Genomic DNA, 24471 nt, shown 5'->3' on the forward strand with positions numbered 1-24471 from the left:
GGCTTCAGGCCGGCGCCAGGAGGCGTCGATTTTGTTCTAGTATTACATTAGCCATGATCGCGGCCACGACAAGGGCGCCGCCGGCATATTGCAAGGCGCCGAGGCGTTCGCCGAGCATGAGGGCTGCGACCGCGACGGCGAAGACCGGCTCGGCGCAGAAGGCGAGGCCGGCATTTCCGGGAGCGACGCGCATCAGGGCCAGGACCTGGAGCAGGAAGCCGATCAGGTAGCCGCCGATCGTCACCGCGACCGCGCCGGGCGCGAGCGCCAGCGCGCCGGGCGACAGGAATCCGCCCATCAGGACAAGGATGCCGGCGGCGATTGGCAGGATCATCAGATGTGACCAGAACAGCCGGGGTAGCAGCGGTGTCGTGGGGCTGGCGTTGGCAGCGAAGAACTGCGTCGCGGCGAGCACACTTGCCGCCAGCGCGAGCATGAGCCCGCGCGGGTCGAGGCCGTGGAGGTCCGGCCCGACCACCATCGCGACCCCGGCAAAGGCGAGCAACGCCACCGCCAGCCGGTCCAGGCTGAAGCGGGCCGAGGTGAGCAGGGGCTCGGCCAGGATGATCAGGATCGGGAAGGTGTAGAAGACGACGGCGGCAACGCTGACCGGGACGAAGGCGACCGAGGAGAGATAGGCGCAGCCGACCCCCGCGCTGGCGAAGCCGAACAGGGCCAGGGCCCGGCGCTCGCCGCGTGGCACGGCGAGCGAGGCGCGCCAGAGCAGGGCGACCAGGCTGGCGAGCGCCAGCATCAGGAAGACGCGGTAGAACACCAGCAATGGCCCGCTGAGGCCGGCTTGTCCTGCGATCTGGGCGCTGACGATATTGGTGCCGTACGCGGCCGCCGAGCCGAGGGCGAAGAGGAACCCGTGCTGCCTGGCGGCGCGGTCGCGATCGGCGGTCAAGGCATGTGGCTCAGGCGTCGTCGTTCGGCTTGGGCTTGGGCGCCGGCGTAGCCTTTGTCTTCGCCGGTGGCTTGGCGGGCTGGAGCTTGGCTGCGGCCTGGCCGGGCTTGGCCTTCTCCGCCTCGCTCTTGGAATCGGTCTTGCTGTCGCCTTTGGGTTTGGCGAGCAGGGGCTTGGCCGGCGGGCGGGCTGCGGGTTTGATGCCGGCTGCTGCACCGGGGCGCAGGCTCGAGGCCGTCGCCTTGCCCGGCTGCACGGCGCCCTGGAGCTTGAGAGGCCCGGCCTGGAAGGCATCGGCCGACGGTTGCGCTGCGCCACCCGTCGGAGCGAAGGCGGTGGTCGCTCCCGGGATGCCACCATTGCTGGAGGCTGTGCGGGGCCGTGTGTCGCCGAACAGGCCCGGCGTGCCGCCGCCGAACAGGCTGGCGGCGACAGGCTTGTCGGGCGCGATCACGGGTGTCGCGCCGCGCGCGAACTGGCTGTCGGGCCGGCCCGTGGCATTGGCCGCAAGCGGGGCGGAAGCCGAGCCAGCCGTGCGGCCGAAGGCGACGGGAACGGGGGTGGTCTCGGCGCGCGGGCCCAGCACGATGCGGCCGGACGGCGCGCGCGACAGCATGGCACCCGTCGCGCGCGGCTGCGGGCTCATGGCCAGGAAGCGGTCGCCGGCGCCATCGGCGTTGCCGCCGACCCCGCCGGCGGTCGTCAGGCCGGAGATCGGCCCGGAAACATCGACATCGTCGGCGAGCGCTGCCCCGCCGCCCTTGCGGCGGACATCGTCGCAAATATTGGGGGCACGGGTTCCGCTGGCGGGAAGGGAGGTGACGTCGTAGCCGAGGCCGCCCCATTTGCCGAAACCCTCGTCCAGCAGCTGCGCGGCCTTCACGGTGCGCTCGGCGCCCGAGAGTGCGCCCAGCACGACCGCGATCAGGGTGCGGCCGCCGCGCGTCGCGGTTGCGACCACATTGAAGCCCGAGGCGCAGACGAAGCCGGTCTTCATGCCGTTGATGCCGGAATAGCGGCCGACGAGCCCGTTGGTGTTGTTCAGCACCTGCTTGCCGAGCTGGACCGAGGGCGTGTTCCAGTAGTCGGCGTAATCCGGGAATTCGCGCATCAGCGCCATGGCGAGGATTGCGAGATCGCGCGCGCTGGCCTGCTGCTCGGGGCTGTGCCAGCCATTGGGATTGACGAAACGGGTGTCGCGCATGCCCAGCCGCGCGGCTTCCGCATTCATCATGCCGACGAAGGTCTCGACATTGCCGCCGACGCCCTCGGCGATGACATAGGCGATATCGTTGGCCGATTTGACCAGCATGATGCGGAGCGCGTTGTCGAGCGTGATCTCCTGCCCGGCCTTGATATAGACCTTGACGCGCGGTTGGCCGGCCGCAAGCTTCGAGACCGGGATCGCGGTCTCCAGGCCGAGCCGCCGCTCGCGCACCGCCTTCAGGGCGAGATAGGTCGTCATCATCTTCGTCGTCGAAGCCGGGTGCCAGGCCTGGCTCGGATTCTCGGCCGAGAGAACCGCGCCGCTCGAGGCGTCGATCACGAGGCTGGTGCCAGCCGCTGCGGGTCCGGCGAGAACAAGGCCAAAGGCGAGGACGGCGGCAAGGCGGGATGAGATCATCGTGCGGTCTTGAACCTGTGGGGACGCGGAGACGGAAGCTGGCGGGTTCAACGCGACGCGTGCGGCATTTTCGAGACGGCGGACGTTTTTGTTCGCCCGCAGACGCATACCTACCCGGAGCGGAGCGATTTGCCTAGTCGCGGCCAGGGGTCCAAAAGGCCTCTGCCCTTGTGATGGATTAAGCCGCGTGAGCCTCGCCCTTCTCTGGATTCCCGCGACGATCGCGGCCTCGCTCCTGCAGACCGCGCGCAATCTGACGCAGCGCTCGCTGACCGACATCATCGGCGTCGTCGGCGCAACGCAGGTGCGCTTCCTGTTCGGCCTGCCCTTCGCGCTGCTGTTTCTGGTCCTGGTCTGTCTCGTCGCGGCCCGGACGCCGCCGGCGATCGACGGCAAGGTGCTTGCCTTCGCGCTCGGTGGCGCGCTGGCGCAGATCGCGGCGACCGCACTGATGCTGGCGGCGATGCGCACCCATTCCTTCGCCGTGACGACCGCCTACACCAAGACCGAACCGGTGCAGGTGGCGATCTTCGGGGCGCTGCTGCTGGGCGACCCACTTGGCTGGGGGAAATTCGCGGCGATCATCGTCGCGACGATCGGCGTCATCGTCGTGTCCTGGAAGCCCGGCCAGAAACTGACCGCCGCCGGCATGCGCCCGGCTGTGCTCGGCATCGGGTCGGGAGCCTTCTTCGCGCTGTCGGCGATCGGCTTTCGTGGCGCGATCCAGGCTTTGCCGGAGGGTGGCTTCTTCATCCGCGCCACGACGATCCTGGCGCTTGGCCTCACGCTCCAGACCGTGCTGCTGACGTTCTACATGCTGGTCGCGAACCGCCCGGCCCTGGTCATGAGCCTGCGCAACTGGCGCCGCTCGCTCTCGGCGGGCTTTCTGGGCGCTGCCGCCTCGCAATGCTGGTTCCTTGGCTTCTCGCTGACCAGCGCCGCAAATGTGCGCACGCTTGCGCTGATCGAGGTGCCGCTGGCGCAGATCGCCTCGCGCCGCATCTTCGCGGAAGGCACGAGCCGCCGCGAGCTGGTGGGCATGGCGCTGATCGTTCTCGGCGTCGGCGCGCTGCTGTTGCTGGCGATTTCCTGACGTCTTCGCTCCGCTTTTGATCGGTAAAGAGACGATAAAGCCCGTCTTAAAAGCAGTTTCCGATCCAATTGGATCGTTCAACAGCTCTGGCTCTTTATCTTAACGCGTTTTCTTCACGCGAACCGGTGTCCACTTCGCTCGAAAACGCTTTGGTCCGCATCGTGGCCCCTCTTTCCGCGCACGGTAGAAATGCGCTTCTGCCGGCTTGCAGGGTGCGCTTGCGAAGCGCACTTAGACTGAAAAGCTGGTTTTCAGGGAGAATGTCATGAGCGCTGCGATCGTCGGCTGGGCCCACACGCCGTTCGGCAAGCAGGATGCCGAGACCATCGAAAGCCTGATCGTGCGGGTCGCCACCGACGCGCTGGTCGATGCCGGGATCACGGCCGACCAGGTCGATGAGATCGTGCTCGGGCACTACAATGCCGGCTTCTCCGCGCAGGATTTCACTGCCTCGCTCGTGCTGCAGGCCGACCCGGCGCTGCGCTTCAAGCCGACCACCCGCGTCGAGAACGCCTGCGCTACCGGTTCCGCCGCAGTGCATCAGGGCGCGCGCGCGATCAGGGCCGGCGATGCCAAGATCGTGCTCGTCGTCGGTGTCGAGCAGATGACCAAGACGCCCTCCGCCGATATCGGCAAGTTCCTGTTGAAGGCCTCCTATCTCAAGGAGGAGGGCGAGACGACCGGCGGCTTCGCCGGCGTCTTCGGGCAGATCGCGGCCGCCTATTTCCAGCGCCATGGCGACCAGTCGGATGCGCTGGCGATGATCGCCGCCAAGAACCACAAGAACGGCGTCGACAACCCCTATGCGCAGATGCGCAAGGATCTGGGCTACGCCTTCTGTCGCGAGGAGAGCGAGAAGAACCCTTACGTCGCCGGCCCGCTGAAGCGCACCGACTGTTCGCTGGTCTCGGACGGCGCGGCAGCGATCGTGCTGGCCGATACGGAGACCGCGATGGGCATGCGCCGCGCCGTCGGTTTCCGCGGCATGGCCCATGTCCAGGACTTCCTGCCGCTGTCGCGGCGCGACATCCTGAAGTTCGAAGGCTGCACCGTGGCCTGGAAGCAGGCGCTGGCGCAGGCCGGCGTCACGCTCGACGACCTTTCCTTCGTCGAGACGCATGACTGCTTCACCATTGCCGAACTCATCGAATATGAGGCGATGGGCCTGACCCGGGAAGGCGACGGCGCACGCGCGATCAAGGAAGGCTGGACCCAGAAGGACGGCAGGCTGCCGGTCAATGTCTCCGGCGGCCTCAAGGCCAAGGGCCATCCGATCGGCGCGACCGGCGTCTCCATGCATGTGCTGAGCGCGATGCAGCTCGTCGGCGAGGCGCCGGAGGGCATGCAGGTGCATGACGCCAAGCTCGGCGGCATTTTCAACATGGGCGGGGCGGCGGTCGCCAACTACGTCTCGGTGCTCGAGCGGATCAAGTGACGCGGCCGATACGCCGGTTCGCCCTGTGACCGTCTTCTTCGCGCTGCTGCCGGCCTATTTCCTCTCGATCTTCTACCGGTCGTTCCTGAGCGTCATCGCCAACCCGGTGATGGCGGATTTAGGGATAGGGCCGCGCGAACTCGGCTTTCTCGGCGCGGCCTGGTTCATCGCCTTCGCCGTCTCGCAATTCCCGATCGGCTGGGCGCTCGACCGGCTTGGACCGCGGCGAACGGTCACGGTTGCGATGGCGGTCGGCTCGGTCGGAGCGGTGCTCTTTGCCATGGCGAGCAATGCCCTGGCGGGGACCTTTGCCATGGCGCTGATCGGTATCGGCTGCGCGCCGATCTTCATGGCCTCGCTGTTCCTGTTCGCGCGGACGGCGGAGCCGGCGCGCTTCGCCTTCCTGACTTCGGTGCTGATCGGCCTCGGCTCGCTCGGCAATATCCTCGCGGCCGGGCCGCTGGCGGTCGCTTCGGCGCATTATGGCTGGCGGACGGCGATGCTGGCGATGGCAGCGTGCTTCCTGGTCGCGACGCTGCTGGCCGCTGTGCTGCTGCGCGATCCGCCACGGGCGGAAAGCGCTTCCGGCAAGGCTGAGGGCCTGGTCGAGGGGCTCGCCAGCATTCTGCGATTGCGGCCGCTCTGGCTGCTCGCGCCGATCACCCTGATCGGCTACGCCATCGTGGCGACGGCGCGGGGCTTGTGGATCGCTCCCTTCATGGGCGACGTCCATGGTTTCGACGCCATCACCGCCGGCAATGCCGCGACCGCGATGGCGCTAGCAATGGTCGGCGGCGCCTTCCTCTATGGTGGGCTCGAAAAATTTGTCGGACGGGTCAAGCCGCTGGTGCTCTGGGGCACGGTCGCGACGGCGGTCGCCTTCGCCTTGCTGGCGCTGACGGGCGGTTCCTCGGCTGCGCTGGCCGTCGTGCTGTTCTCGGCGATCGGAGCTGTCGGCTTCACCTATGCGGTCCTGATGGCGCATGCGCGCATCTTCTTCCCGGCCCATCTGCTCGGGCGCGGCATGACGGCGGTGAACTTCCTGTTCATCTCGGGCGCTGCTCTGCTCCAGTCCGGCTCGGGCTGGTTCATCGCGACCCAGCGCGCCTCAGGCTTCGACGCGGCGACGACCTTCGCCAACCTGCATTGGGGGTTTGCGGCGCTGCTGCTTGGGGCGGCTGTGGTCTATGCGTTCACGCCGGAGCGGGCGGAGGGGTAAGGGTCTCGGGCCCGCGTTACGCCGTGAGCGGGCTCAGCTCTCGCCAGGACCACGCGCCACGATCGCCAACGCATGCACGCCATCCGTCAGCTCCTGCGCCAGCGCGGCGTTGACCATGCGGTGACGCTCCAATCGGCTCTTGCCGGAAAAGGCTTCCGATACGATATCAACCCTGAAATGCGTCTCGCCGCCTTCGCGCCAACCACCATGGCCCTGATGCTGGTGCGATTCATCGATCACCTTCAAGCGCTGCGGCGACAAGGCGCTTTCCAGCTTCTTGGTAATGCGTTCAGCCATTGCGGTCATGATCGCGACATTCTTCCGGTCGTCATAGAGCCGGATGATTTCAGATGGAATCACGAAGCGGTTCCATCTGAAATCTGAATCCGTCTCTACATCTTAAGAGTGAGAGCAGGATCAATGCGAAAAACCGGTTCCCACTTTTTCGCATCCTGCTCTTGGGGGGATCGGCTGGTGCATGTTGCGCCGCACTTGCCGGTTCCGATTGCGCGTCTCATAACCATTCGAGCATGAACTTCAACTCACGCCTTTTCGACCGTATCAGGATCGGCCCTTCCGAGGCGGAAGCGGTCGAGGAATCCGATGCGCCCCGCTGCGACCACGCCGGCTGTTCCCGGGTGGGCGAATTCCGCGCGCCCCAGGGGCGCGGCCGCGAGGGCAAGTTCTTCCTGTTCTGCATGGAGCATGTGAAGGCCTACAACGCGACCTATAATTATTTCGCCGGCATGGATGACGAGGCGCTGGCCGCCTATGCGAAGCAGGAGGAGATCGGCCATCGGCCGACCTGGAAGCTCGGCGTCAACTCCAAGGCGGCGCGGATGGCCCAGCGCGGGCGCGTGGCGGGTGGCGGTGAGGCCGATGTGCAGGACGGCTTCAACATCTTCGGCTCCCGGCGCGCCCAGGAGGCGGCCAATCCGGAGCCGCGCGTCGGCGTCGTCGCCAGGAAGGCGCTCGAGGCTCTCAATCTCGACATCACGGCCGATTCCGCCGCGATCAAGGCGCGCTACAAGGAACTGGTGAAGCGCTTCCACCCCGACGCCAATGGCGGCGACCGCTCGCGCGAAGGCACGCTTCAGGAGATCCTGAAGGCCTATCAGCAATTGAAGAGCGTGGGGATGGTTTAGGGTGTCATCCCGTGCGCGCTGCGGCACGAAGTGACGCGGCGCAGACACGGGACCGCGCGACGAGAAGGCGCCCTTTCCTGAAAACGGTTCCGCATCTGCGCAGCAGCATTGCATGCTGCAGCGCGTGCGGGATGACAGGAGCTACCGCCCCTTCGCCGCCAGCCCGGCGACATCCGCGATAATGCCGTCCAGGGCGAAATCCTTCGGCGTATAGACCGCCGCCACCCCCATATTGCGCAGGGCGTTCTCGTCATCGGGCGGGATGATGCCGCCGACCACGACAGGGGTGGTCATGCCCGCGACGCGCAGGCGGGCCGTGACGTCACGCACCAGCGGCAGATGCGAGCCCGAGAGGATCGACAGGCCGATGATGTCAGCGTCGGTTTCCTGAGCCTGCGCCACGATCTCCTCGGGCGTCTGGCGGATGCCGCCATAGCTCACCGCCATCCCTGCGTCGCGGGCGCGGACGGAGATCTGCTCGGCGCCGTTGGAATGGCCGTCGAGCCCCGGCTTGCCGACAAGGAAGCGCGGCGGGCGGCCGAGCTTTTCGGTCGCGCGGGCGACCGCTGCTTTGACCGTGGCGAGGCCTGCATCGTCGCCGAGCTTGGTCGTGTCCACGCCTGTCGGGGCGCGGTACTCGCCAAAGATCTCGCGCAGGGTCTGGGCCCATTCGCCGGTGGTGACGCCGGCCTTGGCGCAGGCGATCGAGGCCGGCATGACATTGCGCGTTTCCTTCGCTGCGGAGGCCAGCTCCGCCAGCGCGGTTTCCGCTGCCTTCGTGTCGCGGGCCGAGCGCCAGGCCTTGAGCCGGCCGACCGCCTCCAACTCGACCGAATCCGGCACGGTCACGACATTGCCTTCGCCGGCCGAAAGCGGCGAGGGCTCGCTATTGGTGAATTTGTTGACGCCGATGACGATCTGCTCGCCGCGCTCGATCGCCTCGATCCGGCGGGCGCCGTTCTCGACCAGCGCCTGCTTCATATAGCCGGTCTCGATTGCCGCCAGCGCGCCGCCCATATCGGCGATCTTCGCCAGTTCCTCGAGGGCGGCGGCCTTGAGATCGGCGACCTTGGCGTCGATCACCGTGGAGCCGTCGAAGATGTCGCCGAATTCGAGCAGATCGGTCTCATAGGCCAGCACCTGCTGCATGCGCAGCGACCATTGCTGGTCGAAGGGGCGCGGCAATCCCAGCGCCTCGTTCCAGGCCGGCAGCTGGACGGCCCGGGCGCGCGCCTTCTTGGAGAGCGTCACAGCCAGCATCTCGATCAGGATGCGATAGACATTGTTCTCGGGCTGGGGCTCGGTCAGCCCGAGCGAATTGACCTGCACGCCATAGCGGAAGCGGCGCATCGCCTCATCCGCAACGCCGTAGCGGCCAAGCGTGATCTCGTCCCAGAGCTCGACGAAAGCCCGCATCTTGCAGAGCTCGGTGACGAAGCGCATGCCGGCATTGACGAAGAAGGAGATGCGCCCGACGACCTCAGGGAACTCCTCGGCGCTGACTTCTGGCCGCGCGCGGATCGAATCGAGCAGCGCGATCGCGGTCGCCAGCGCGAAGGAGAGCTCCTGTACCGGCGAGGCGCCCGCTTCCTGCAGATGATAGGAGCAGACATTGGTCGGGTTCCATTTCGGTAATTCGCGGGCCGTGAACACGACGATGTCGGTGGTGAGCGCCATCGAGGGGCGCGGCGGGAAGACATAGGTGCCGCGCGAGAGGTATTCCTTGACGAGGTCGTTCTGGGTCGTGCCCTGCAGCGCGTTACGGGCTGCGCCCTGCTCATCGGCCACCGCGATATAGAGCGAGAGCAGCCAGGCCGCCGTCGCGTTGATCGTCATCGAGGTGTTCATCTGCGCGAGCGGGATATCGGCGAAGAGCGCCCGCATGTCGCCGAGATGGCTGATCGGCACGCCGACCTTGCCGACCTCGCCGCGCGCCAGCACATGGTCGGGGTCGTAGCCGGTCTGCGTCGGCAGATCGAAGGCGACGGAGAGGCCGGTCTGCCCCTTGGCGAGGTTGTTGCGATAGAGCCTGTTGGATTCCGAGGCGTCCGAATGGCCCGCATAGGTGCGGAAAATCCAGGGCTTGTCGCGCGGCGTGGGCTTGTCGCGTTGCACCGTCTGCCGGCCGTCGGGCTTCGTCGCGGTCATGGCGTTTCCCCGTATTGCAGAGCAATCTGAATGTTGCACTGCGGCGAAGATAGCGCCAGAGCCGCGGCGATGTCCCCCTCGACGTTAGGCTGACGAAAATTTGGCGCGAGCGCGTCCGGTTTTCAGGGAAATGCGCAGCCCTTCGATCGCTAGCCATTCCCCGCGCCGTCATTCCGGACAAGCCGCGCAAGAGCAGGATGCGAAAAAGTGGGCACCGGTTTTTCGCATCGATCCTGCTCTCACTTTTGATGAGAGACGGATTCAGATTTCAGATGGGATCACTTCGTGAGCCCATCTGAAATCATCCGGCTCTTGCGGCGCTGATCCGGAATCCATCGAAGGGCGACGCACTCTACGATGGATTCCAGGTCTCCGCTTCGCTACGCCCGGAATGACGGCGTGTAGGTGTCTGGACAGAGCCACTCCGGGGAGAATGACGTCTTGAAAAATGCTCCAGGAGGATCCGGTGCAAGCTGGAGCATCCTTCGAGACGCGCCTGCGGCGTTCCTCAGGATGAGGGCTGGAGTTCCGAACCGGGGCTTATCGCGGCGAAAGGCTGCCCTTGATCTCGACGGTTGACGGCATAAGCGCCGCCAGGCGCCGGTCGACCTTGGGAGGAGCGGCGAAGGCGCGCTTGGTTTTGGGCAGATCGAGATCGAGCGGCCGGTCCGGCGGCAGCCGCACATTCTTGACCAGCATCACCGCGGGGGTGTCGAGCGCAAGCGTCTTGGGGGCGGGTGCCTCGAACGCAGGCGTCTTGGGGGCGAAGGCCAGCGGCGCGGATGCGAAGGAGGTGGAGGCGGCGGGCGAAGCCGTTGCAACAGGCGCGGGCGCGGAGGCCTCCGCCACCTGGAATGCCGGCTCCTCGATGCGCCGGCGCTCGGGCCGCTCGCCCTTCACATAGAAGGCGTTGCCGCCGGCGACCGTCATGTAGTGCATATTGGTGTAGCCGAAGCGCAGCCCGGCCGTGTGGAAATGCTTGGCCGGTCCGATCGTCTCGTTGCGGCGGCCGTTGAGGATGTCCTCGGCGATGGCCTCGATCTTCGGCAGGTTTTTTTCCGTCATCGGGCGCGTCAGGACGCCGGACGCGAACTGGCGCGGAGCTCCGACCACGCCGCAGATCGTCTCAGGGTATTTGGGCGCCTCGACCCGGTTCATCACGACCGTGCCGACGCTGAGAAGGCCCGCCTCGCTCGACCGGTTCGATTCGAAATACATCGCACGAACCAGGCAGTCCTTTTCCCGGGGGTCGGCCTTCGCCAGGGCGACGGCGCGCTTGCGCGCGGCGGCCGGCTCCTTCGTTGCCGGCGCGGAGACCGCAGCCGTCTGGACGGGCGAGACGCTGCAGGCGCCCAGAGCGGGCGCCAGCAGCGAAATCAGAAGCGGGATCGATCTACTGCCGTGGCGGGCAACTCCGTGGGAACGGAGACCATGTGCAGCGATCACGATCCGCTTCATGCGGCAACTCCTGGGTTCGGGATCCTGAATTGCCGTGTGCGGCGCAGCGGGATCACGGGCAAGGAAACCCATAACCCTTAACAGAAAGCTAATCCGGAAAGGAAGGGCAGAGGCAGGAAAGGGAGCTCCGGGAGCGCTTTCCTCCGGCGAAAAACTCGCTAAGATATTATCAGTAAACGAAAAATTTTAACGCTCGAAGCGACGGGATTTCGTCTGCTGCGCCGCGAATGCCGCGCTGGAAAGGCGAGACATTCCAGCCGGAGCGACGCGCCGAGCCGGCTTGCAGGGAGCGCTTCATCGGAAACGCTTAGAGCCTTGCGCGAAAAACTGGGCACCGGTTTTTCGTAGGAGCAATGCTCTTGGAGGGTGATTTTAGCCTGAACCACACCGTCATTGCGAGCGCAGCGAAGCAATCCAGGGCGGCAGAGCTCGACGTCCCCTGGATTGCTTCGCTGCGCTCGCAACGACGGCCCGGATGGTATCGAAACCCAGCTAGGCATCGATGAAGAGCGCTTCAATTCCCTGCGCGGGGCAGGCGGGGCAGGGGCATGAAGGCGACGCCCTCCTCCTGCAGCATCTTGGCGTCGTCGGGTGTCGCCTCGCCATAGATGGCGCGGCCGTCGCTCTCGCCGTGATGGATCTTGATCGCCTCCTCGGCGAAGCGCTTGCCGACATTCTCGGCGTTCTCGGCGACATGCTTGTGCAGAGCCACAAGCATCTCCCGGAAGGCGATCTCCTTCTCGCCCATCAGGGCGACCGGAGCCGGCGCGGCGGCGACCTCCGTCGTGGCTGCATCCGGTCCGGTCTCAGTCGGAGCGGTCCGCTCGCGATCGGTGCGCGCGACATTGGGTGCCATGATCGCGCGCTCGACCTTGGCGCTGCCGCAGAAGGGGCAGCTCACCAGGCCACGCCCGGCCTGCTCCTCGAAGCTCGCCGAGGTCGAGAACCAACTCTCGAAGTCGTGGGCGTTGTCGCAGATGAGGGCGTAGCGGATCATGTCAGTGCGAGGGACCGGTGCTGAATTGCATCTCCAGCAGGTAATCCCTTACGAGCCCTTTGCAAGCAGCCTCTCCAGGCAAGTCGCGTTCCTGGCAAGTCGCGTTCCTGGCAAGTGGCTTTCCCGCCAAGCGGCTCTGCCGCGCCTCACGCCGCCAGCAGCTTGTCGAGCTCGCCGCGCGAGTCGAGCGCGTACAGATCATCGCAGCCGCCGACATGGCTGGCGCCGATGAAGATCTGCGGCACCGAGGTGCGCCCGCGCGCCTTGGCCGTCATCGCCTGGCGCAGCTCCGGCTTGCCGTCGACATCGATTTCCTCGAAGGCGACGCCCTTCTTCGTCAGCAGCGCTTTCGCCTCCTGGCAATAGGGGCACCAGGAGGTGGTGTAGATCGTGACCGGCGGCATGGAATGACTTTCGTGGATAGTGCGTTGCACTGTATTTAGTGCGCACTTACGCATCCGTCACCACCCGGGCGAAGGTCAGTACGTCGACCTGGGCCGCGCCGGCGCGGAGCAGGGCGCGGGCCGAGGCGTTGACGGTCGAGCCCGTGGTCAACACATCGTCGATCAGCAGGATGCGCCGCCCCTCGATCTGCCGCCGCGCGGCGAGAGGGACCTTGAAGGCGCCCTGCAGGTTGTCGGCGCGCTGCGCCCGCGTCAGCCCGACCTGCTGCCTTGTGCGCTTGACCCGCGCCAGCAAGCCAGGCGCGAGCGGGACCCGGCTCTGCCTGGCGACGACACGGGCCAGCGCCGCGGCCTGATTGAAGCGCCGGCTCCAGAGCCGGGTGCGATGCAGCGGCACCGGCACGATCATCTCAGCCTCCCCCAGCAATTCGCGCCCGGCCTGCGTCATCATCCGGCCCAGCGTCAGCGCCAGTTCGAGCCGGTCGTCATATTTCAGCCTGTGCACCAGTTCGCGTGCGGCGCCGTCGAAACGGCAGACCGCGCGCGCCCTACGGAAGACCGGTGGGTCGGCGATCGCAGCCGGCGAGAGCAGGCCCTCGCCGAGATCGACCGCAAAGGGCGTGCCGAGTCGCTCGCAGAAGGGACGCTCGATGAAGCCGATGCCGGCCCAGCAGGCGGGGCAGAGCGCCTGCGCCTCCCCGGTCGCGGCATGGCAGGCGATGCAGCTCGGCGGATAGACGATGCCGAGCGCGGCATTGAGCCCGGCGCGCAGCGCATGGCGGCCTCCATGGAGAAGGCGGGCGCGCAATCCCGGTCTCCCCGATGAGGGCTCGGCGGCGTCGATCGTCTCCAAACAGGCCTCCGCGGAGAAAATCCTTTCGGCGATGGCAGGGGCGCTTCCCACGCCCCTGCCATTCCACTGTGTCATGCCTATCTGACCCTTGTCGAATGCCGATGCCGCCGGGCGCGGGCGCTGTGGGATGCTCGACAGCTCTTTGTCTGAACGCGTTTTCTTCACGCGAACCGGTGGCCATTTCGCTCGAAAACGCTCTTGTCAATCATGCGGCGCCAGCCGCGATCCTGAGGATCACTCCGATGAGCCAATCCAACTCTGCCGAATCTGCCTTGCCCGAGCCTGCCCTGTTCACGCCGCTTCGCCTCGGCGACATCGAACTCAAGAACCGCGTCGTCATGGCGCCGTTGACGCGCAATCGCGCGACGCGCGGCAATGACGCTCCCAATGATCTGAATGTCGAATATTACCGCCAGCGCGCCGGGGCGGGGCTGATCATCACCGAGGGCACGCAGGTTTCGCAGCAGGGCCAGGGCTATGTCTGGACGCCGGGCCTGTACAGCGACGCGCAGATCGCCGGCTGGAAGGCCGTGACCGACGCGGTCCATGCGCAAGGCGGCAAGATCATCGCCCAGCTCTGGCATGTCGGCCGCGTCAGCCATGTCTCGCTGCAGCCGGATGGCCAGGCTCCGGTCAGCCCGTCGCCGATCACCGCCAAGACCAAGACCTATATCGAGAGCGGCTTTGCCGAGGTCTCGACCCCGCGCGAACTGGCGCTGGCGGAGATCCCCGCGATCATCGGCGAGTTCGTCACGGCCGCCGAGAACGCCAAGGCCGCCGGCTTCGACGGCGTCGAACTGCACGGCGCCCATGGCTATCTGATCGACCAGTTCCTGCGCGATGATTCCAACAAGCGCAGCGATGCCTATGGCGGCTCGATCGAGAACCGCGTGCGCTTCGCGCTCGAGGCTGTCGCAGCCGTGTCGAAGGTGTTCGGCAAGGGCCGCATCGGCATCCGCATCTCGCCGGTCAGCCCGGCCAATGACGCGCGCGATTCCGATCCGCAGGCGCTGTTCACCTATCTGGTGACGAAGCTCAGCGAACAGGGCATCGCCTTCATCCATGTCGTCGAGGGCGCGACGCGCGAGGCGCGCGACTATCTGCCCTTCGACTATGGCGCGCTGCGGCGTGCCTTCAAGGGCGGCTATATCGCCAATAACGGCTTCAACCGCGAGCTCGCCATCGAGACGATCGAGAAAAGCGAGGCCGATGCCATCGCCTTCGGCCGGCTCTTCATCGCCAATCCCGACCTTGTCGCGCGATTGGAGCGCAACGCCCCGCTGAACGAACCCGATGTCGCGACCTTCTATGGCGGCGATGCGAAGGGCTATACCGACTATCCCGCCTTGGCCGACAAGGCGGCCTGAGCCGCCGGGCGCGGTCTCGATTGGCTCTGCGGCGACGGTCATGAGCCGTCGCCGCGAATTCCTTGCGGGCTTTGCGCAAAAAGCAGTTGCAGAGCGGCCGCAGCCCGATTACACAGCAGCCCTTGCCGCGCTGCTCCCATCGTCTAGCGGTTAGGACGTCGCCCTCTCACGGCGAAAACTGGGGTTCGATTCCCCATGGGAGCGCCATCGGCGCCAAAATCACCTGTTTTAAAAAGGCTTTTCTCCTCATCTTGCCCCGCCGGCAATTTTGGTGGGACAATCTTGGTGGCTTTCCGAAAAGCCGGCGGCGGATGCCTGCGGGCGGATGCTGTTCAGGGAGGCGTGTTTGCCCATGATCGCGGATGGTCGGGCGCTGGTGGCCGTGCTACCGCGCCCCCTCAGCGATGGGGGACGTGGATGAGTTTGATAAAAGCATTTCAGATCGAAGTGACCTCGGCGACTGAGACCTTGAAGCAGGTCTTCTTTGTCGAAGCGGATTCGGAAGAGGCTGCAGTCCTGGCCCTGACTGCCCATTCGGGCTTGCTGCCAGATCCGGTCTTCAAATTGCAGCGGCGCCTGAGCGATTCAGAACTTGATCTGCATCAGATCGGCCCTGGCACAATCAGTCAGTGGATTTAGGCTAGCTGCGGTGTGGGTGGATCAAGCTTGCCGCCGGCCAGAGCCGGCCGCGGCCTGCAGTGCCGGGCCAACAGCACTGCTGACGCAGCCTCTGGCGCAGCCGACCCGTTGCCACCATCTACCGTCTGAGGGCGCCAGCGCGTCCGTGGGCGGGTGTGTGCGATGTGTGAGGGACTCTCCGATTCTGAACTGCAACGGCTCGGGCAGTTGATCTATCTTGAGATGGCCAAGCAGCTCGGTCGCGATGCGCGCAGCATGATCGACGCTGATCACGATCTCCGCGCTGTTGTCGTCGACGGGTCCGTCGATCTGGTCAAGGTCGCGGCCGTGGTGGCCAAGCGGTACTGTGTGAGTTTGCCTGACGTCGAGATCGTCACGGAGGTGGTGCCGGTCGCGAGCCCGTGCGACGGTCGCTCGAGAGCAACGGGAGCCGCGCGAGCAGCGGCATCGTAGCCGGATCGACCCCGGTGCCGTGTAACATGTCGCCGAGCCGCTCGTCCTGCCTGAGCCATCCGATCCAACCTCTCTCGGGGGGAAGCGCCCGATTCTCTTTTCGAGATTGCTGGCCCTGTTCTCGAAGTCGGCAGACGGCAGGTGCGCAGCATTGGCTGCGATGCCCAGGATCCGCGCATTGGGCAGCGTGAGCGACATTGAGCTCGCCGCATCGGGCGCTTTCGAGCGAAGTGGACAATGGTTCGCGTGAAGGAAACGCGTTGAAACAAGGAGCTAGGGCTGTTGAACGATCCAATTGGATCGGAAACGGCTTTTGATCTGGAATCAGACGGCCTCCCCAGTGACGGCGGGCCGGACCGGCTTCGAGGCCGGTGCGCTTTTGCCGGCTTCTCCGTAGCCACGGCCGTAATACGCCTCCAGCCTGACCTGCACGAGGTTCCACAAGCTCGTCAGCGCGAGATAATAGACTGCGGCCACCAGATAAAGTTCCAGCACCTCGAACTTCTGCTGCATCAGCATCTGGCTGCGCCGCATCAGCTCCTCCATCGAGATGATCGAGGCCAGCGAGGTTGCCTTGAGCAGGCCGTTCAGCGAATTGCCCAGGGGCGGGATGATCAGGCGCAGCACCTGCGGCAACAGCACGAGGCGCAATGTGTGCCAGCGCGACAGGCCGAGCGCCTTGGCCGCCTCCCTTTGCCCCCTGGCGATGCCGTTGAAGCCGCCGCGGATGGTTTCCGACAGATAGGCCGCCTCATTGAGGCTGAGCGAGAGCAGGGCCGACATCAGGACACCGAAGCGGATGCCGATCTGCGGCAGCGCGGTGTAGATGATGACGAGTTGCACCAGGAGCGGCGTGCCCCGGAAGACCCAGACATAGAATGCCGCCGGCGCCGAGAAGAGGCGGCGCGGCGACATCCGCGCCAGCGCGACCACGAGGCCGAGCACGAGCCCGATGATCATGGTGGTGACGGTCAGGCCGATCGTCACCAAGGCGCCTTCGAGCAGATAGGTGTTGGTGAGATAGGACAGGAAAGCGTGGACGTCGAACATCTTCCCGCCCCTCTCCGGTTCAGTTGGTCGGGCCGTCGCCGCGGATGGCGAAGCTCGTCGCGGCAAGCTTGGTCATGCCGAACTTCTCGAACAGCTTGTCGTAGGTGCCCTCCGTGCGGATCGCGGTGAGCGCCTCGGCCACGGCTTGCGCCACCTTCTTGTCGCGGAAGGCGAAGGTGATGTCGGTGCCGGCGACGTCCTTCAGCCAGATCTTGGCGATGCCGCGCTGCACGAGGGCATTGGCGGTCTCGTTGATGTTGATCGCGGCCTCGAGCTGGCCGGCGCGGAGCGCGGCCGAGGTCTCGGTGACGGTCGAGAATGTCCGGAAATCGATCGGCTTCAGGCCCTTGGCGACCATCTCGGCATTGAACTCGCGCGACTTGCGCTCCTGATAGGTTGCTGTCTCGACGCCGACGACGCGCCCGGCGAGATCCTCGAATTTCTCGAGCTTCAGGCTTGATTTGGGGTCGGTGTAGATGCTGAGCGCCTGCTGGGCATAAGGCACCATGAACAGGATCTTCGAGCGCTCTTCGGTCCAGAACAGGCCGGTATTGATCGTGTCGAAGCGGCTGGCGCGCAGACCCGGTATCATCGGCGGGAAGTCCATCCGGACGAAGACCGGTTCAAGGCAGATGCGCTTGGCGATCTCCTTGGCGAGCTCGACGTTCAGGCCTTGCAATTCGCCCTTCTCGTCGACGAATTGCTGCGGCGGCAAGGTCGGGTTGATCGCCATCTGCCATTTGCCGGCCTCGATCAGGCTGGCGGCCGGCACCTTGGAGGTGCAGCTCTGGGCGTTGGCGCCGCTCGCCAGGCAGACGAAGACGGCGAGGGCGGAAAGGGTCTTGAAAAGGCGCATCGCGTGGTCTCCCGTGCAGAAGAATGAGTGGCGGATCAGGCGTTTCCCCGGTCTTTTCTTGGTTGGGTCGTCTTGGTTCCGTCGTCTTGGGCCCGCGTCGGCGGCTCAGTCCTCCGCCTGCCGCGTCAGGATCAGCGAGACGTGGCGGGCTTCCGTCACCACCTCGTCGCGCTGGTTGATCAGGTCGAGCGCCTCGACGACGATGCCGCGGCCGGGATTGCGGGTCGGGCGTTTCTCGACGAAGCGGAAGCGCACGCGCAGGCTGTCGCCGGCGACGACCGGCGCCATGAAGCGGACCGCATCCCAGCCGAGCGAGGCGACGGAGGTTTCCTCGTAGAGCTTCAGCTCCGACTTCAGCCCCTCCATCAGCGACAGGCCGTAGAGCCCATGCGCGATCACGGCAGGGAAGCCGCGCGAATGGGCATAGCCCTCGTCCAGATGCAGCGGATGATGATCGCGCGTGACATCGGCGAAGGCGGCGATGTCGGCGGGCGTGACGCTGTGCGTCGCACTCTCGAACTGCGCGCCCAGTTCGATATCCTCGTAGTAGAGATTGATCGTCGCGGTCGCGCTCATCGCATCCCCCTCAGGCGACCTTGCGCGTGCGCGCCGGCAGTTCGAGGAAGCTGCGGCCAATCCCCATCGGGCCCGGCCGGAAGATGCGCGCATCCATTTCGCGAAGATCCGGACTGATGCGGGGCCTGAAGCCCATATGCGCCAGCACATCCTCCTCGAGCCGGGCGCCGGGCGCGATCTCGGTCAGCGTCACCGCGCCCTGGTCGAGCTGGAACACCGCCCGCTCGGTGACGTAGGAGACCTGCTGCCCGCGCTCGGCGGCGAGCGCCGCGCTGAAGCTGATCTGCCCGACCTGCGGCACGAACTTGCGGAAGGCGCCGTCGCGGCGGATCAAGAGGCGGCCGTTCTCGACGCCGATATCGAGCTTGCCGCCGGTCATGGTGCCGTTGAAAACCAGCCGCTTGGCGTTCTGGGTGATGTCGATGAAGCCGCCGGAGCCGTCGCGGCGGTCGCCGAAGCGCGTGACGTTGACATTGCCGGCCTCGTCCACCTCGGCGAAGGAGAGAAAAGCGCAGGTCAGCCCGCCGCCATCGTAGAAATCGAACTGATAGGCCTGGTCGAGGATGGCGCGCGGATTGATCGCCGTGCCGAACTCACGCGCATGGCCCGGCACGCCGCCGACGACGCCCGATTCCACCGTCAACGTGATCAGATCCTCGATGCCTTCCTCGGCCGCGACGTTCGGGATCATCGCCGAGATGCCGACGCCGAGATTGACGACGTCGCGCGGGCGCAATTCGAAGGCGGCGCGGCGGGCGACCACACGCCGCTCGGTCAGCGGATCGGGCGCGATCATGGCGACGGGCACCCGGGTCTCGCCGCAGCGGGCGGGATCGTATTGCGTGCCATAGGTCTGCATCTGCTCGGGCTCGAGCACGACATGATCGACGAGGAAGCCTGGGATCTTGACCATTTGCGGATGGAGCGAGCCGCGCTTTACGATGCGCTTGACCTGGCAGATCACCGTGCCGCCGGCATTGTGCACGGCCTGCGCGATCGACAGGTCCTCACGCGTCGTGCCCTCGTGCTCCATGCTGACATAGCCGTCCTCGTCCGCCGAGGTGCCGCGAATGATGGCGAAGCTCGGCGGGCCGGGCACGCGGTAGAGCAGCCATTCCTGCCCCTGCAGTTCCAGCAGCTCGACCAGCGGCAAGGTGGTGCGCGCATTCATGCGCCCGCCATCCTGGCGCGGGTCCATATAGGTCTTGAGGCCGACATGGGTGAGGACGCCGGGATGCTTGGCCGCCATGGCGCGGCAGAGCTGGCTCATCACGCCCTGGGGGAAGTTGTAGGCGTCGATCAGCTCGTCGCGCACCAGGCGCATGAACGGGACCTGCAGCCCGAAATTGCCGCCGATGACGCGCGCGATCATGCCCTCATGCGCGAGATGGCAGAGGCCCTTCTCGGTGACGGCGCCGACGCCGGTGATATTGATCAGCGTCAGCCCATGGGGACCCGCGCCATCAAGGAAGCGCGCTTCGAGCGCGGCAAGGATCGCCTCTGCCGCGCCGGTGCCACCATTGCCGCCGACGATCAGCGTGTCGGCGTCGCGGACGAGGCCCGCCGCCTGCTCGGCCGTGATGATGCTCAGCGTCATGCGGCCTCCTTCTCGACCTGCCGGGCGATGATGAGGCGCTGGATCTGGTTGGTGCCCTCATAGATCTGGGCGAGGCGGACGTCGCGGAACAGCCGCTCGATGCGGTATTCGCGCGAGTAGCCATTGCCGCCATGGATCTGGAGCGCATTCGAGACGTGCTTCATCGCCATGTCGGTGGTGAAGAGCTTGGCCTGCGCCGCCTCCTTGGCGATCGGCTGGCCGACATCATGCAGGCGCGCGGCATGGTGGATCAGCAGGCGCGCCGCGGCGATGTCGGTCGCCATGTCGGCGAGCATGAACTGCACCGCCTGGAAGCCGATGATCGCCTGCCCGAATTGCCGGCGGGATTTGGCATAAGCCGTGGCGTCCTCGAAGGCGGCCTGCGCCATGCCGAGCGCCATCGAGGCCATCATCAATCGGCTGAAGTTGAAGTTGCTCATCGCCATCTTGAAGGCCTGGTTCTCCGGCCCCATCAGGCTGTCGGCCGGCAGGCGCACATCGGAGAAGGCGATCTGGCAGTCCTCCAGGCCGTGCATGCCCAGAAGCTCCTCGTTCCTGCCGCGCGCGATGCCCGGCAACGCGCCGTCGACGAGCAGGCAGGAGATCGCCTTGTGCCCGGTCTCGGAGCCGGTTCGTGCGAAGACCATGATCCGGTCGGCGATCCCGCCCAGCGTCACCCAGGCCTTGGTGCCGTTCAGCAGCCAGTCCTTGCCGTCGCGGGTGGCGGTCGTCTTGATGCCGGCGACATCGGAGCCGTGGTCGGGCTCGGTGACGGCGGTGGCGGGGATGATCTCGCCGCTGAGGATCTGCGGGATCAGCGCCTTATGCGCCTCCGTGCCGTGCTGGTCGAAGAACAGCACCGCCTCGACGGGGATCGCGAAGGCGTTGGCGACGGCGCCGGAACAGCGCGCCAGCTCCTCCATGGCGATGCAGGCAGCGACGGAGTCCAGTCCGGCCCCGCCGGCGCCCTCGCGCAGGCAGATGCCGAACAGGCCGAGATCGGCCATGCCCTTGTAGAGCGCGCGATCGAAGCGGTCGTCGCGGTCGATTGCGGCGGCGCGCGGCAGAATCTCGGCTTCCGCGAAGCGGCGCGCCGTCTCGCGCAGGGCCTTCTGGTCGTCCGTGTAGAAGCGGTCCATCGCTACGCGTCCTTCGTATCGCTGGCGAGCCTGGAATCGTGGGCGACCTCGTCCTTCTCGCGGTCGAGGAAGTAGACGGCGACATCCGCGCCCGGCACGCCGTAAGCGGCGCAGACGCCCTGCGTCAGCGCCACGGCGGCGGCGCGGCGTTGCGCTTCGCTGCGGCGATAGGCGTGGACCTTGAGCAGGATGCGCTGACTGGTTTGTGCCGAGCCCATCTCGCCGGCATGGGCGTAGTCGCCGGGGGCAACCGGCAGGAAGAACAACGTGATCGTCTCAGGCCCGACACCGAAGGCCGAGATCAACCCCTCGGTCGCCGATTTCGCCAGCGCCGCCTTGCCGGCGGGCGATACGGGCGGAGCGAGGACTTCGATATAGGGCATCGGTCAGGCCTCGCTTGCTTGAGGAGCGAGAGATCGGCAGGAATCGCGCTTCACCAGCCGGGCGCCGACGCGGTATTCGCGCGCGCCCTCTGCGTTGTGACCATTGCCGGCGTTGTGACCATTGCGGGCCTCGATGCGGTGCAGCAGCCGGTCGACCGCGAGGTTGGCGAGGTCGCGCGCGCCGTTGTCGACGACGCTGATCGCGGGACGGTGCCACTCGAACCAGGGCGTATCCTCGTAGCAGAGCAGCGACAGATCATCGGGAATCGAGAGGCGGCGCTCAGCCGTCACGCGCAGCACCCCCAACGCCGATTCATGGTTTGCGACGAACAACGCGGTCGGCGGCGTGGCGAGGTCGAGGAGCGTGCGGCAAGCCACTGCCCCGGTCTCCGGCTCATAGCGCCCGGCATGGATCAGGGCTTCGTCCACGGCAATATCGGCCTCGCGCAGCGCCCGGATATAGCCCGACAGGCGTTCGCGGCCGGAGGTCGTGTCCTGCCGCCCGACGACGAGGCCGATGCGCCGGTGCCCGAGGCCGATCAAATAGCGCGTGCCGGCATAGGCGCCCTGCGGGTCGTCCGCCAGCACGGTCTCCAGTTCCGCCTCGTCGTCGCGGCGCACCACGCAGACGACCGGGATATCGCCAGCCTCCAGCGCAGCGAGACGAGCGCCGTTGCGGCCGGTCGGCACCACGATCAGCCCGTCGACACGATGGTCGGCGAGCGTGCCCAGCATGTCGCTCTCCTGCTGCGGATCGTCACCGGCGATGCAGAGCAGCATCTGGTAGCCGAGCGCCTTCAGCCGCGCCTGCACCACTTCCGCCATGACCTGGAAGGAGGCGTTGGCGAGATTGTGGATCAGCAGGCCGACGAGGCGCGACTGCCCGGTCTTCAGGCCGCGCGCGATCGTGTTCGGCCGGTAGCCGAGCTCCCCGGCGATGCGCAGCAGGCGCTGTTGCGTGCGCTCGCTCGCAAGCCCCCCGCCGCCCAATGCCCGCGACGCGGTGCTGACCGAAACGCGGGCCGCCTCTGCCACATCTTTGAGCGTGACGCTCATGAACCCTGCCGTTAAATTGGAAACGATTGCAAAACGCTATTGCCGCGATATGCGCTGCGCAAGCCCAAATAATGGATTGTTGGCGCCTATTGCGGCATCACACTCCGCAAACGTTTCCAGTATTCCTTGCGAGAGGAGCACCGCATGGACCTCAAAGGCATCGGGGGCATCTGGCCCGCTTCCTTGACGCCCTTCGACAGGGCCGGCGCGATCGATGACGCCGCCCTGCACGCCCATGTCGCCGAACTTGCCGGCACGAGCGGCGTCCGCGCCGTCGTGGTCAACGGCCATGCCGGCGAGACCGCCTCGCTGACGCGCGCGGAGCGTGCTGATGTCATCGGCGCAGCGAAGGCCGCGACGGGCGGCAAGGCCGGCGTCGTGGCCGGCATCGTCGCCGATGATACGCGGGGCGCCGTTGCGCTGGCGCGCGACGCGGCACAAGCGGGCGCCGATGCGCTGTTGCTGTTTCCCCCAGCCCTGTTCGCCCAGGGCGCCAATGCCCGCCCGGAGATGGCCTCGCGTTTCGTGGCGGAGGTCGCTCAAGCGGCCGGCCTGCCGATCGTGCTGTTCCAGCTTTCGCTGACGTCGGGCCTCGGCTTCTCCAATGAGGTGCTGCTGCGCCTCTGCCGCGAGAACGAGAGCATCATCGCGATCAAGGAGGGCAGCGACACGCCCCAGGCCTATGAGGACAATCTGGCGGCGCTGCGCGCGCTCGACCGCCAGGTCATGGTGCTGACGACCAATAATAGCTGGCTGATGGCCTCGCTGGCCTATGGCGGCGACGGCATCCTCTCGGGCATAGGCAGCGTCGCCTCGCCGATCCTCGCCGAGATCTTCGAGGCGATGGCGCGCGGCGATCTCGATGCAGCGCGCCGCGCCAATGCCCGCCTGCGGCCGCTATGCCGCGCCTTCTACCGCGCGCCCCATCTCGACGCCCACAACCGGATGAAGACCGCGCTGCACCTGCTCGGCAAGTTGCCGAACCCCGATCCGCGCACGCCGCTTCTACCGGTTGAGGCGGAGGAGCGCAGTGCGATTGCCCAGGCGCTCGCCGGCGCCGGCCTCATGCCCGGCCGCGCAGCCGCCGCCTGAACCAGATCCGTCCCATCGAAGGCCTCTCCATGAAAACCTTTCGCGGCACCTATACCGTCATGATCACGCCCTTCACGCCCACGGGCGATGTCGATGTCGAGGCCTTGCGCGCCTTCGTCGACTGGCAGATCGAGCAGGGCATCCATGGGCTGATCCCGCTCGGCTCGACGGGCGAGTTCCTCTCGCTCGACGATGACGAGAAGGTGCTGGTGGCGCAGACCGTGATCGGCCAGGCGGCCGGCCGCGTGCCGGTTTTGATCGGCACGGGCGCGGAGGACACACGCGAGGTGGTGCGCCTCAGCCGTCGTGCTGAAAAAATGGGCGCTGACGGCGTGATGATCATTCCGCCCTTCTATTCGACGCCGACCGACGAGGAACTCGTGCATCACTACCGGACGGTGGGAGATGCGATCGGGCTGCCGATCATGGTCTACAACAACCCCGCCACGGCTAATGTCGACCTCAGGCCCGCCTTGGTCGCTCGCATCGCCGAGATCGACAACTGCCTCTACATCAAGGAATCGACGCTGGAGGTGACGCGCGTTCGCGACATCATCCGGCTCTGCGGCGAGCGGATGACCGTGTTCGGCGGCATCCTCGGCTTCGAATCCTTCGTCGAAGGCGCGCAGGGCTGGGTGGCCGTGGCCTCGAATGTCGCGCCGGCGGCGATGGCGCGGATCTTCGAGCTGGTGGCTGATGACGATGCGATCAAAGCGGCGCGCGCACTTTACCTGGAGCAACTGCCGCTGATCGAGTTCGTCGGCGGACAAGCCTATGTCGCTGGCACCAAGGCGCTGCTCACCCATATGGGCTTTTCGGCCGGCGCGCCGCGCCCGCCGCGTCTGCCCTTGCCGGCGGCTCAGGATGCGGCGGCGCGCGACCTCGTCGCGCGCTTAGGCCTCGCTTTCGCGCCTGAGAGCCAGCGAAAGGCGGGCTGACCAGTCGTTGTCGAAGCGCCGGCCTATTGTACTTCGACCAGG

24 protein-coding genes and 1 tRNA gene are annotated in these 24471 nt (G+C 66.4%); 10 read left to right on the forward strand and 15 right to left on the reverse strand.

Going from position 1 to position 24471, the window contains the following annotated elements; all coding sequences use genetic code 11:
* Positions 1-4: 4 nt before the first annotated feature.
* The gene (locus ACSQ3P_RS16350) at positions 5-907 is read right to left on the reverse strand and encodes a DMT family transporter (protein WP_436166589.1); all 903 of its coding nucleotides are present in this window, start codon (positions 905-907) and stop codon (positions 5-7) included.
* A 10-nt stretch (positions 908-917) separates the two neighbouring features.
* The gene (locus ACSQ3P_RS16355; protein ID WP_436166590.1) at positions 918-2531 is read right to left on the reverse strand and encodes a serine hydrolase; all 1614 of its coding nucleotides are present in this window, start codon (positions 2529-2531) and stop codon (positions 918-920) included.
* A 187-nt stretch (positions 2532-2718) separates the two neighbouring features.
* On the opposite strand from ACSQ3P_RS16355, the gene ACSQ3P_RS16360 reads away from it, so the two are divergent.
* From ACSQ3P_RS16360 to ACSQ3P_RS16370, 3 genes are all read left to right on the forward strand, one after another.
* Positions 2719-3624, forward strand: a complete 906-nt coding sequence (locus ACSQ3P_RS16360) for an EamA family transporter (RefSeq protein ID WP_436166591.1) — start codon at positions 2719-2721, stop codon at positions 3622-3624.
* A gap of 265 nt (positions 3625-3889) precedes the next feature.
* On the forward strand, positions 3890-5059 hold the full coding sequence (locus ACSQ3P_RS16365) for an acetyl-CoA acetyltransferase (protein ID WP_436166592.1): 1170 nt from the start codon (positions 3890-3892) through the stop codon (positions 5057-5059).
* A 25-nt stretch (positions 5060-5084) separates the two neighbouring features.
* Complete coding sequence (locus tag ACSQ3P_RS16370; RefSeq protein WP_436166593.1) at positions 5085-6278, forward strand: MFS transporter; 1194 nt, start codon at positions 5085-5087, stop codon at positions 6276-6278.
* 33 nt (positions 6279-6311) lie between these two features.
* Here ACSQ3P_RS16370 and ACSQ3P_RS16375 read toward each other — a convergent pair whose 3' ends face one another.
* A complete protein-coding gene (locus tag ACSQ3P_RS16375; protein WP_436166754.1) occupies positions 6312-6584 on the reverse strand; it encodes a BolA family protein in 273 nt (90 codons plus the stop codon).
* 224 nt (positions 6585-6808) lie between these two features.
* Here ACSQ3P_RS16375 and ACSQ3P_RS16380 point away from each other — a divergent pair, with 224 nt between their 5' ends.
* Positions 6809-7423 (forward strand): J domain-containing protein, encoded by a 615-nt coding sequence (locus ACSQ3P_RS16380; protein ID WP_310147347.1) that lies wholly within the window; start codon positions 6809-6811, stop codon positions 7421-7423.
* 141 nt (positions 7424-7564) lie between these two features.
* Here ACSQ3P_RS16380 and ACSQ3P_RS16385 read toward each other — a convergent pair whose 3' ends face one another.
* The 5 genes from ACSQ3P_RS16385 to ACSQ3P_RS16405 all read right to left on the reverse strand — a co-directional run bounded on the left by ACSQ3P_RS16385 (position 7565) and on the right by ACSQ3P_RS16405 (position 13238).
* On the reverse strand, positions 7565-9571 hold the full coding sequence (locus ACSQ3P_RS16385; RefSeq protein WP_436166594.1) for a methylmalonyl-CoA mutase family protein: 2007 nt from the start codon (positions 9569-9571) through the stop codon (positions 7565-7567).
* Positions 9572-10111: 540 nt separating this feature from the next.
* Positions 10112-10960, reverse strand: coding sequence for a cell wall hydrolase (locus ACSQ3P_RS16390; RefSeq protein WP_436166755.1), 849 nt, complete (start codon positions 10958-10960; stop codon positions 10112-10114).
* Between the two features lie 583 nt (positions 10961-11543).
* Positions 11544-12026 carry a DUF1178 family protein gene (locus ACSQ3P_RS16395; protein ID WP_436166595.1) on the reverse strand — a complete coding sequence of 161 codons (483 nt, stop codon included), beginning with the start codon at positions 12024-12026 and terminating at the stop codon, positions 11544-11546.
* 146 nt (positions 12027-12172) lie between these two features.
* The gene (grxC, locus tag ACSQ3P_RS16400) at positions 12173-12430 is read right to left on the reverse strand and encodes a glutaredoxin 3 (protein WP_092167760.1); all 258 of its coding nucleotides are present in this window, start codon (positions 12428-12430) and stop codon (positions 12173-12175) included.
* Between the two features lie 46 nt (positions 12431-12476).
* Positions 12477-13238 (reverse strand): ComF family protein, encoded by a 762-nt coding sequence (locus ACSQ3P_RS16405; protein WP_436166596.1) that lies wholly within the window; start codon positions 13236-13238, stop codon positions 12477-12479.
* Between the two features lie 317 nt (positions 13239-13555).
* On the opposite strand from ACSQ3P_RS16405, the gene ACSQ3P_RS16410 reads away from it, so the two are divergent.
* The 4 genes from ACSQ3P_RS16410 to ACSQ3P_RS16425 all read left to right on the forward strand — a co-directional run bounded on the left by ACSQ3P_RS16410 (position 13556) and on the right by ACSQ3P_RS16425 (position 15742).
* Positions 13556-14650 (forward strand): alkene reductase, encoded by a 1095-nt coding sequence (locus ACSQ3P_RS16410; protein WP_436166756.1) that lies wholly within the window; start codon positions 13556-13558, stop codon positions 14648-14650.
* 132 nt (positions 14651-14782) lie between these two features.
* Positions 14783-14857, forward strand: a tRNA-Glu gene (locus ACSQ3P_RS16415).
* Between the two features lie 210 nt (positions 14858-15067).
* On the forward strand, positions 15068-15289 hold the full coding sequence (locus tag ACSQ3P_RS16420; protein WP_436166597.1) for a hypothetical protein: 222 nt from the start codon (positions 15068-15070) through the stop codon (positions 15287-15289).
* Positions 15290-15451: 162 nt separating this feature from the next.
* Positions 15452-15742, forward strand: a complete 291-nt coding sequence (locus ACSQ3P_RS16425) for a hypothetical protein (protein ID WP_436166598.1) — start codon at positions 15452-15454, stop codon at positions 15740-15742.
* 324 nt (positions 15743-16066) lie between these two features.
* On the opposite strand, the gene ACSQ3P_RS16430 is transcribed toward ACSQ3P_RS16425, so the two are convergent.
* From ACSQ3P_RS16430 to ACSQ3P_RS16460, 7 genes are all read right to left on the reverse strand, one after another.
* Complete coding sequence (locus tag ACSQ3P_RS16430; RefSeq protein WP_436166599.1) at positions 16067-16792, reverse strand: amino acid ABC transporter permease; 726 nt, start codon at positions 16790-16792, stop codon at positions 16067-16069.
* A gap of 19 nt (positions 16793-16811) precedes the next feature.
* Positions 16812-17648 (reverse strand): ABC transporter substrate-binding protein, encoded by an 837-nt coding sequence (locus ACSQ3P_RS16435; RefSeq protein ID WP_436166600.1) that lies wholly within the window; start codon positions 17646-17648, stop codon positions 16812-16814.
* 105 nt (positions 17649-17753) lie between these two features.
* Positions 17754-18224 carry a MaoC family dehydratase gene (locus ACSQ3P_RS16440; RefSeq protein WP_436166601.1) on the reverse strand — a complete coding sequence of 157 codons (471 nt, stop codon included), beginning with the start codon at positions 18222-18224 and terminating at the stop codon, positions 17754-17756.
* A 10-nt stretch (positions 18225-18234) separates the two neighbouring features.
* Entirely contained in the window at positions 18235-19821 is a 1587-nt protein-coding gene (locus ACSQ3P_RS16445) for an acyl CoA:acetate/3-ketoacid CoA transferase (RefSeq protein ID WP_436166602.1), read from the reverse strand.
* Entirely contained in the window at positions 19818-20960 is a 1143-nt protein-coding gene (locus ACSQ3P_RS16450; RefSeq protein ID WP_436166603.1) for an acyl-CoA dehydrogenase family protein, read from the reverse strand. Before ACSQ3P_RS16450 ends, ACSQ3P_RS16445 begins: the two co-directional genes overlap by 4 nt.
* A 2-nt stretch (positions 20961-20962) precedes the next feature.
* Complete coding sequence (locus tag ACSQ3P_RS16455) at positions 20963-21343, reverse strand: tautomerase family protein (protein WP_436166604.1); 381 nt, start codon at positions 21341-21343, stop codon at positions 20963-20965.
* A gap of 3 nt (positions 21344-21346) precedes the next feature.
* Positions 21347-22399, reverse strand: coding sequence for a LacI family DNA-binding transcriptional regulator (locus ACSQ3P_RS16460; RefSeq protein ID WP_436166605.1), 1053 nt, complete (start codon positions 22397-22399; stop codon positions 21347-21349).
* Between the two features lie 144 nt (positions 22400-22543).
* Between ACSQ3P_RS16460 and ACSQ3P_RS16465 the strand changes: the two genes are divergently transcribed.
* Together ACSQ3P_RS16465 and ACSQ3P_RS16470 are read left to right on the forward strand one after the other, a co-directional pair.
* Entirely contained in the window at positions 22544-23491 is a 948-nt protein-coding gene (locus ACSQ3P_RS16465; RefSeq protein WP_436166606.1) for a dihydrodipicolinate synthase family protein, read from the forward strand.
* Between the two features lie 29 nt (positions 23492-23520).
* Complete coding sequence (locus tag ACSQ3P_RS16470; RefSeq protein WP_436166607.1) at positions 23521-24429, forward strand: dihydrodipicolinate synthase family protein; 909 nt, start codon at positions 23521-23523, stop codon at positions 24427-24429.
* The last annotated feature ends 42 nt before the right edge of the window (positions 24430-24471 follow it).

This window comes from Allobosea sp. LjRoot9, from assembly GCF_964252745.1.
Taxonomy (GTDB): domain Bacteria; phylum Pseudomonadota; class Alphaproteobacteria; order Rhizobiales; family Beijerinckiaceae; genus Allobosea.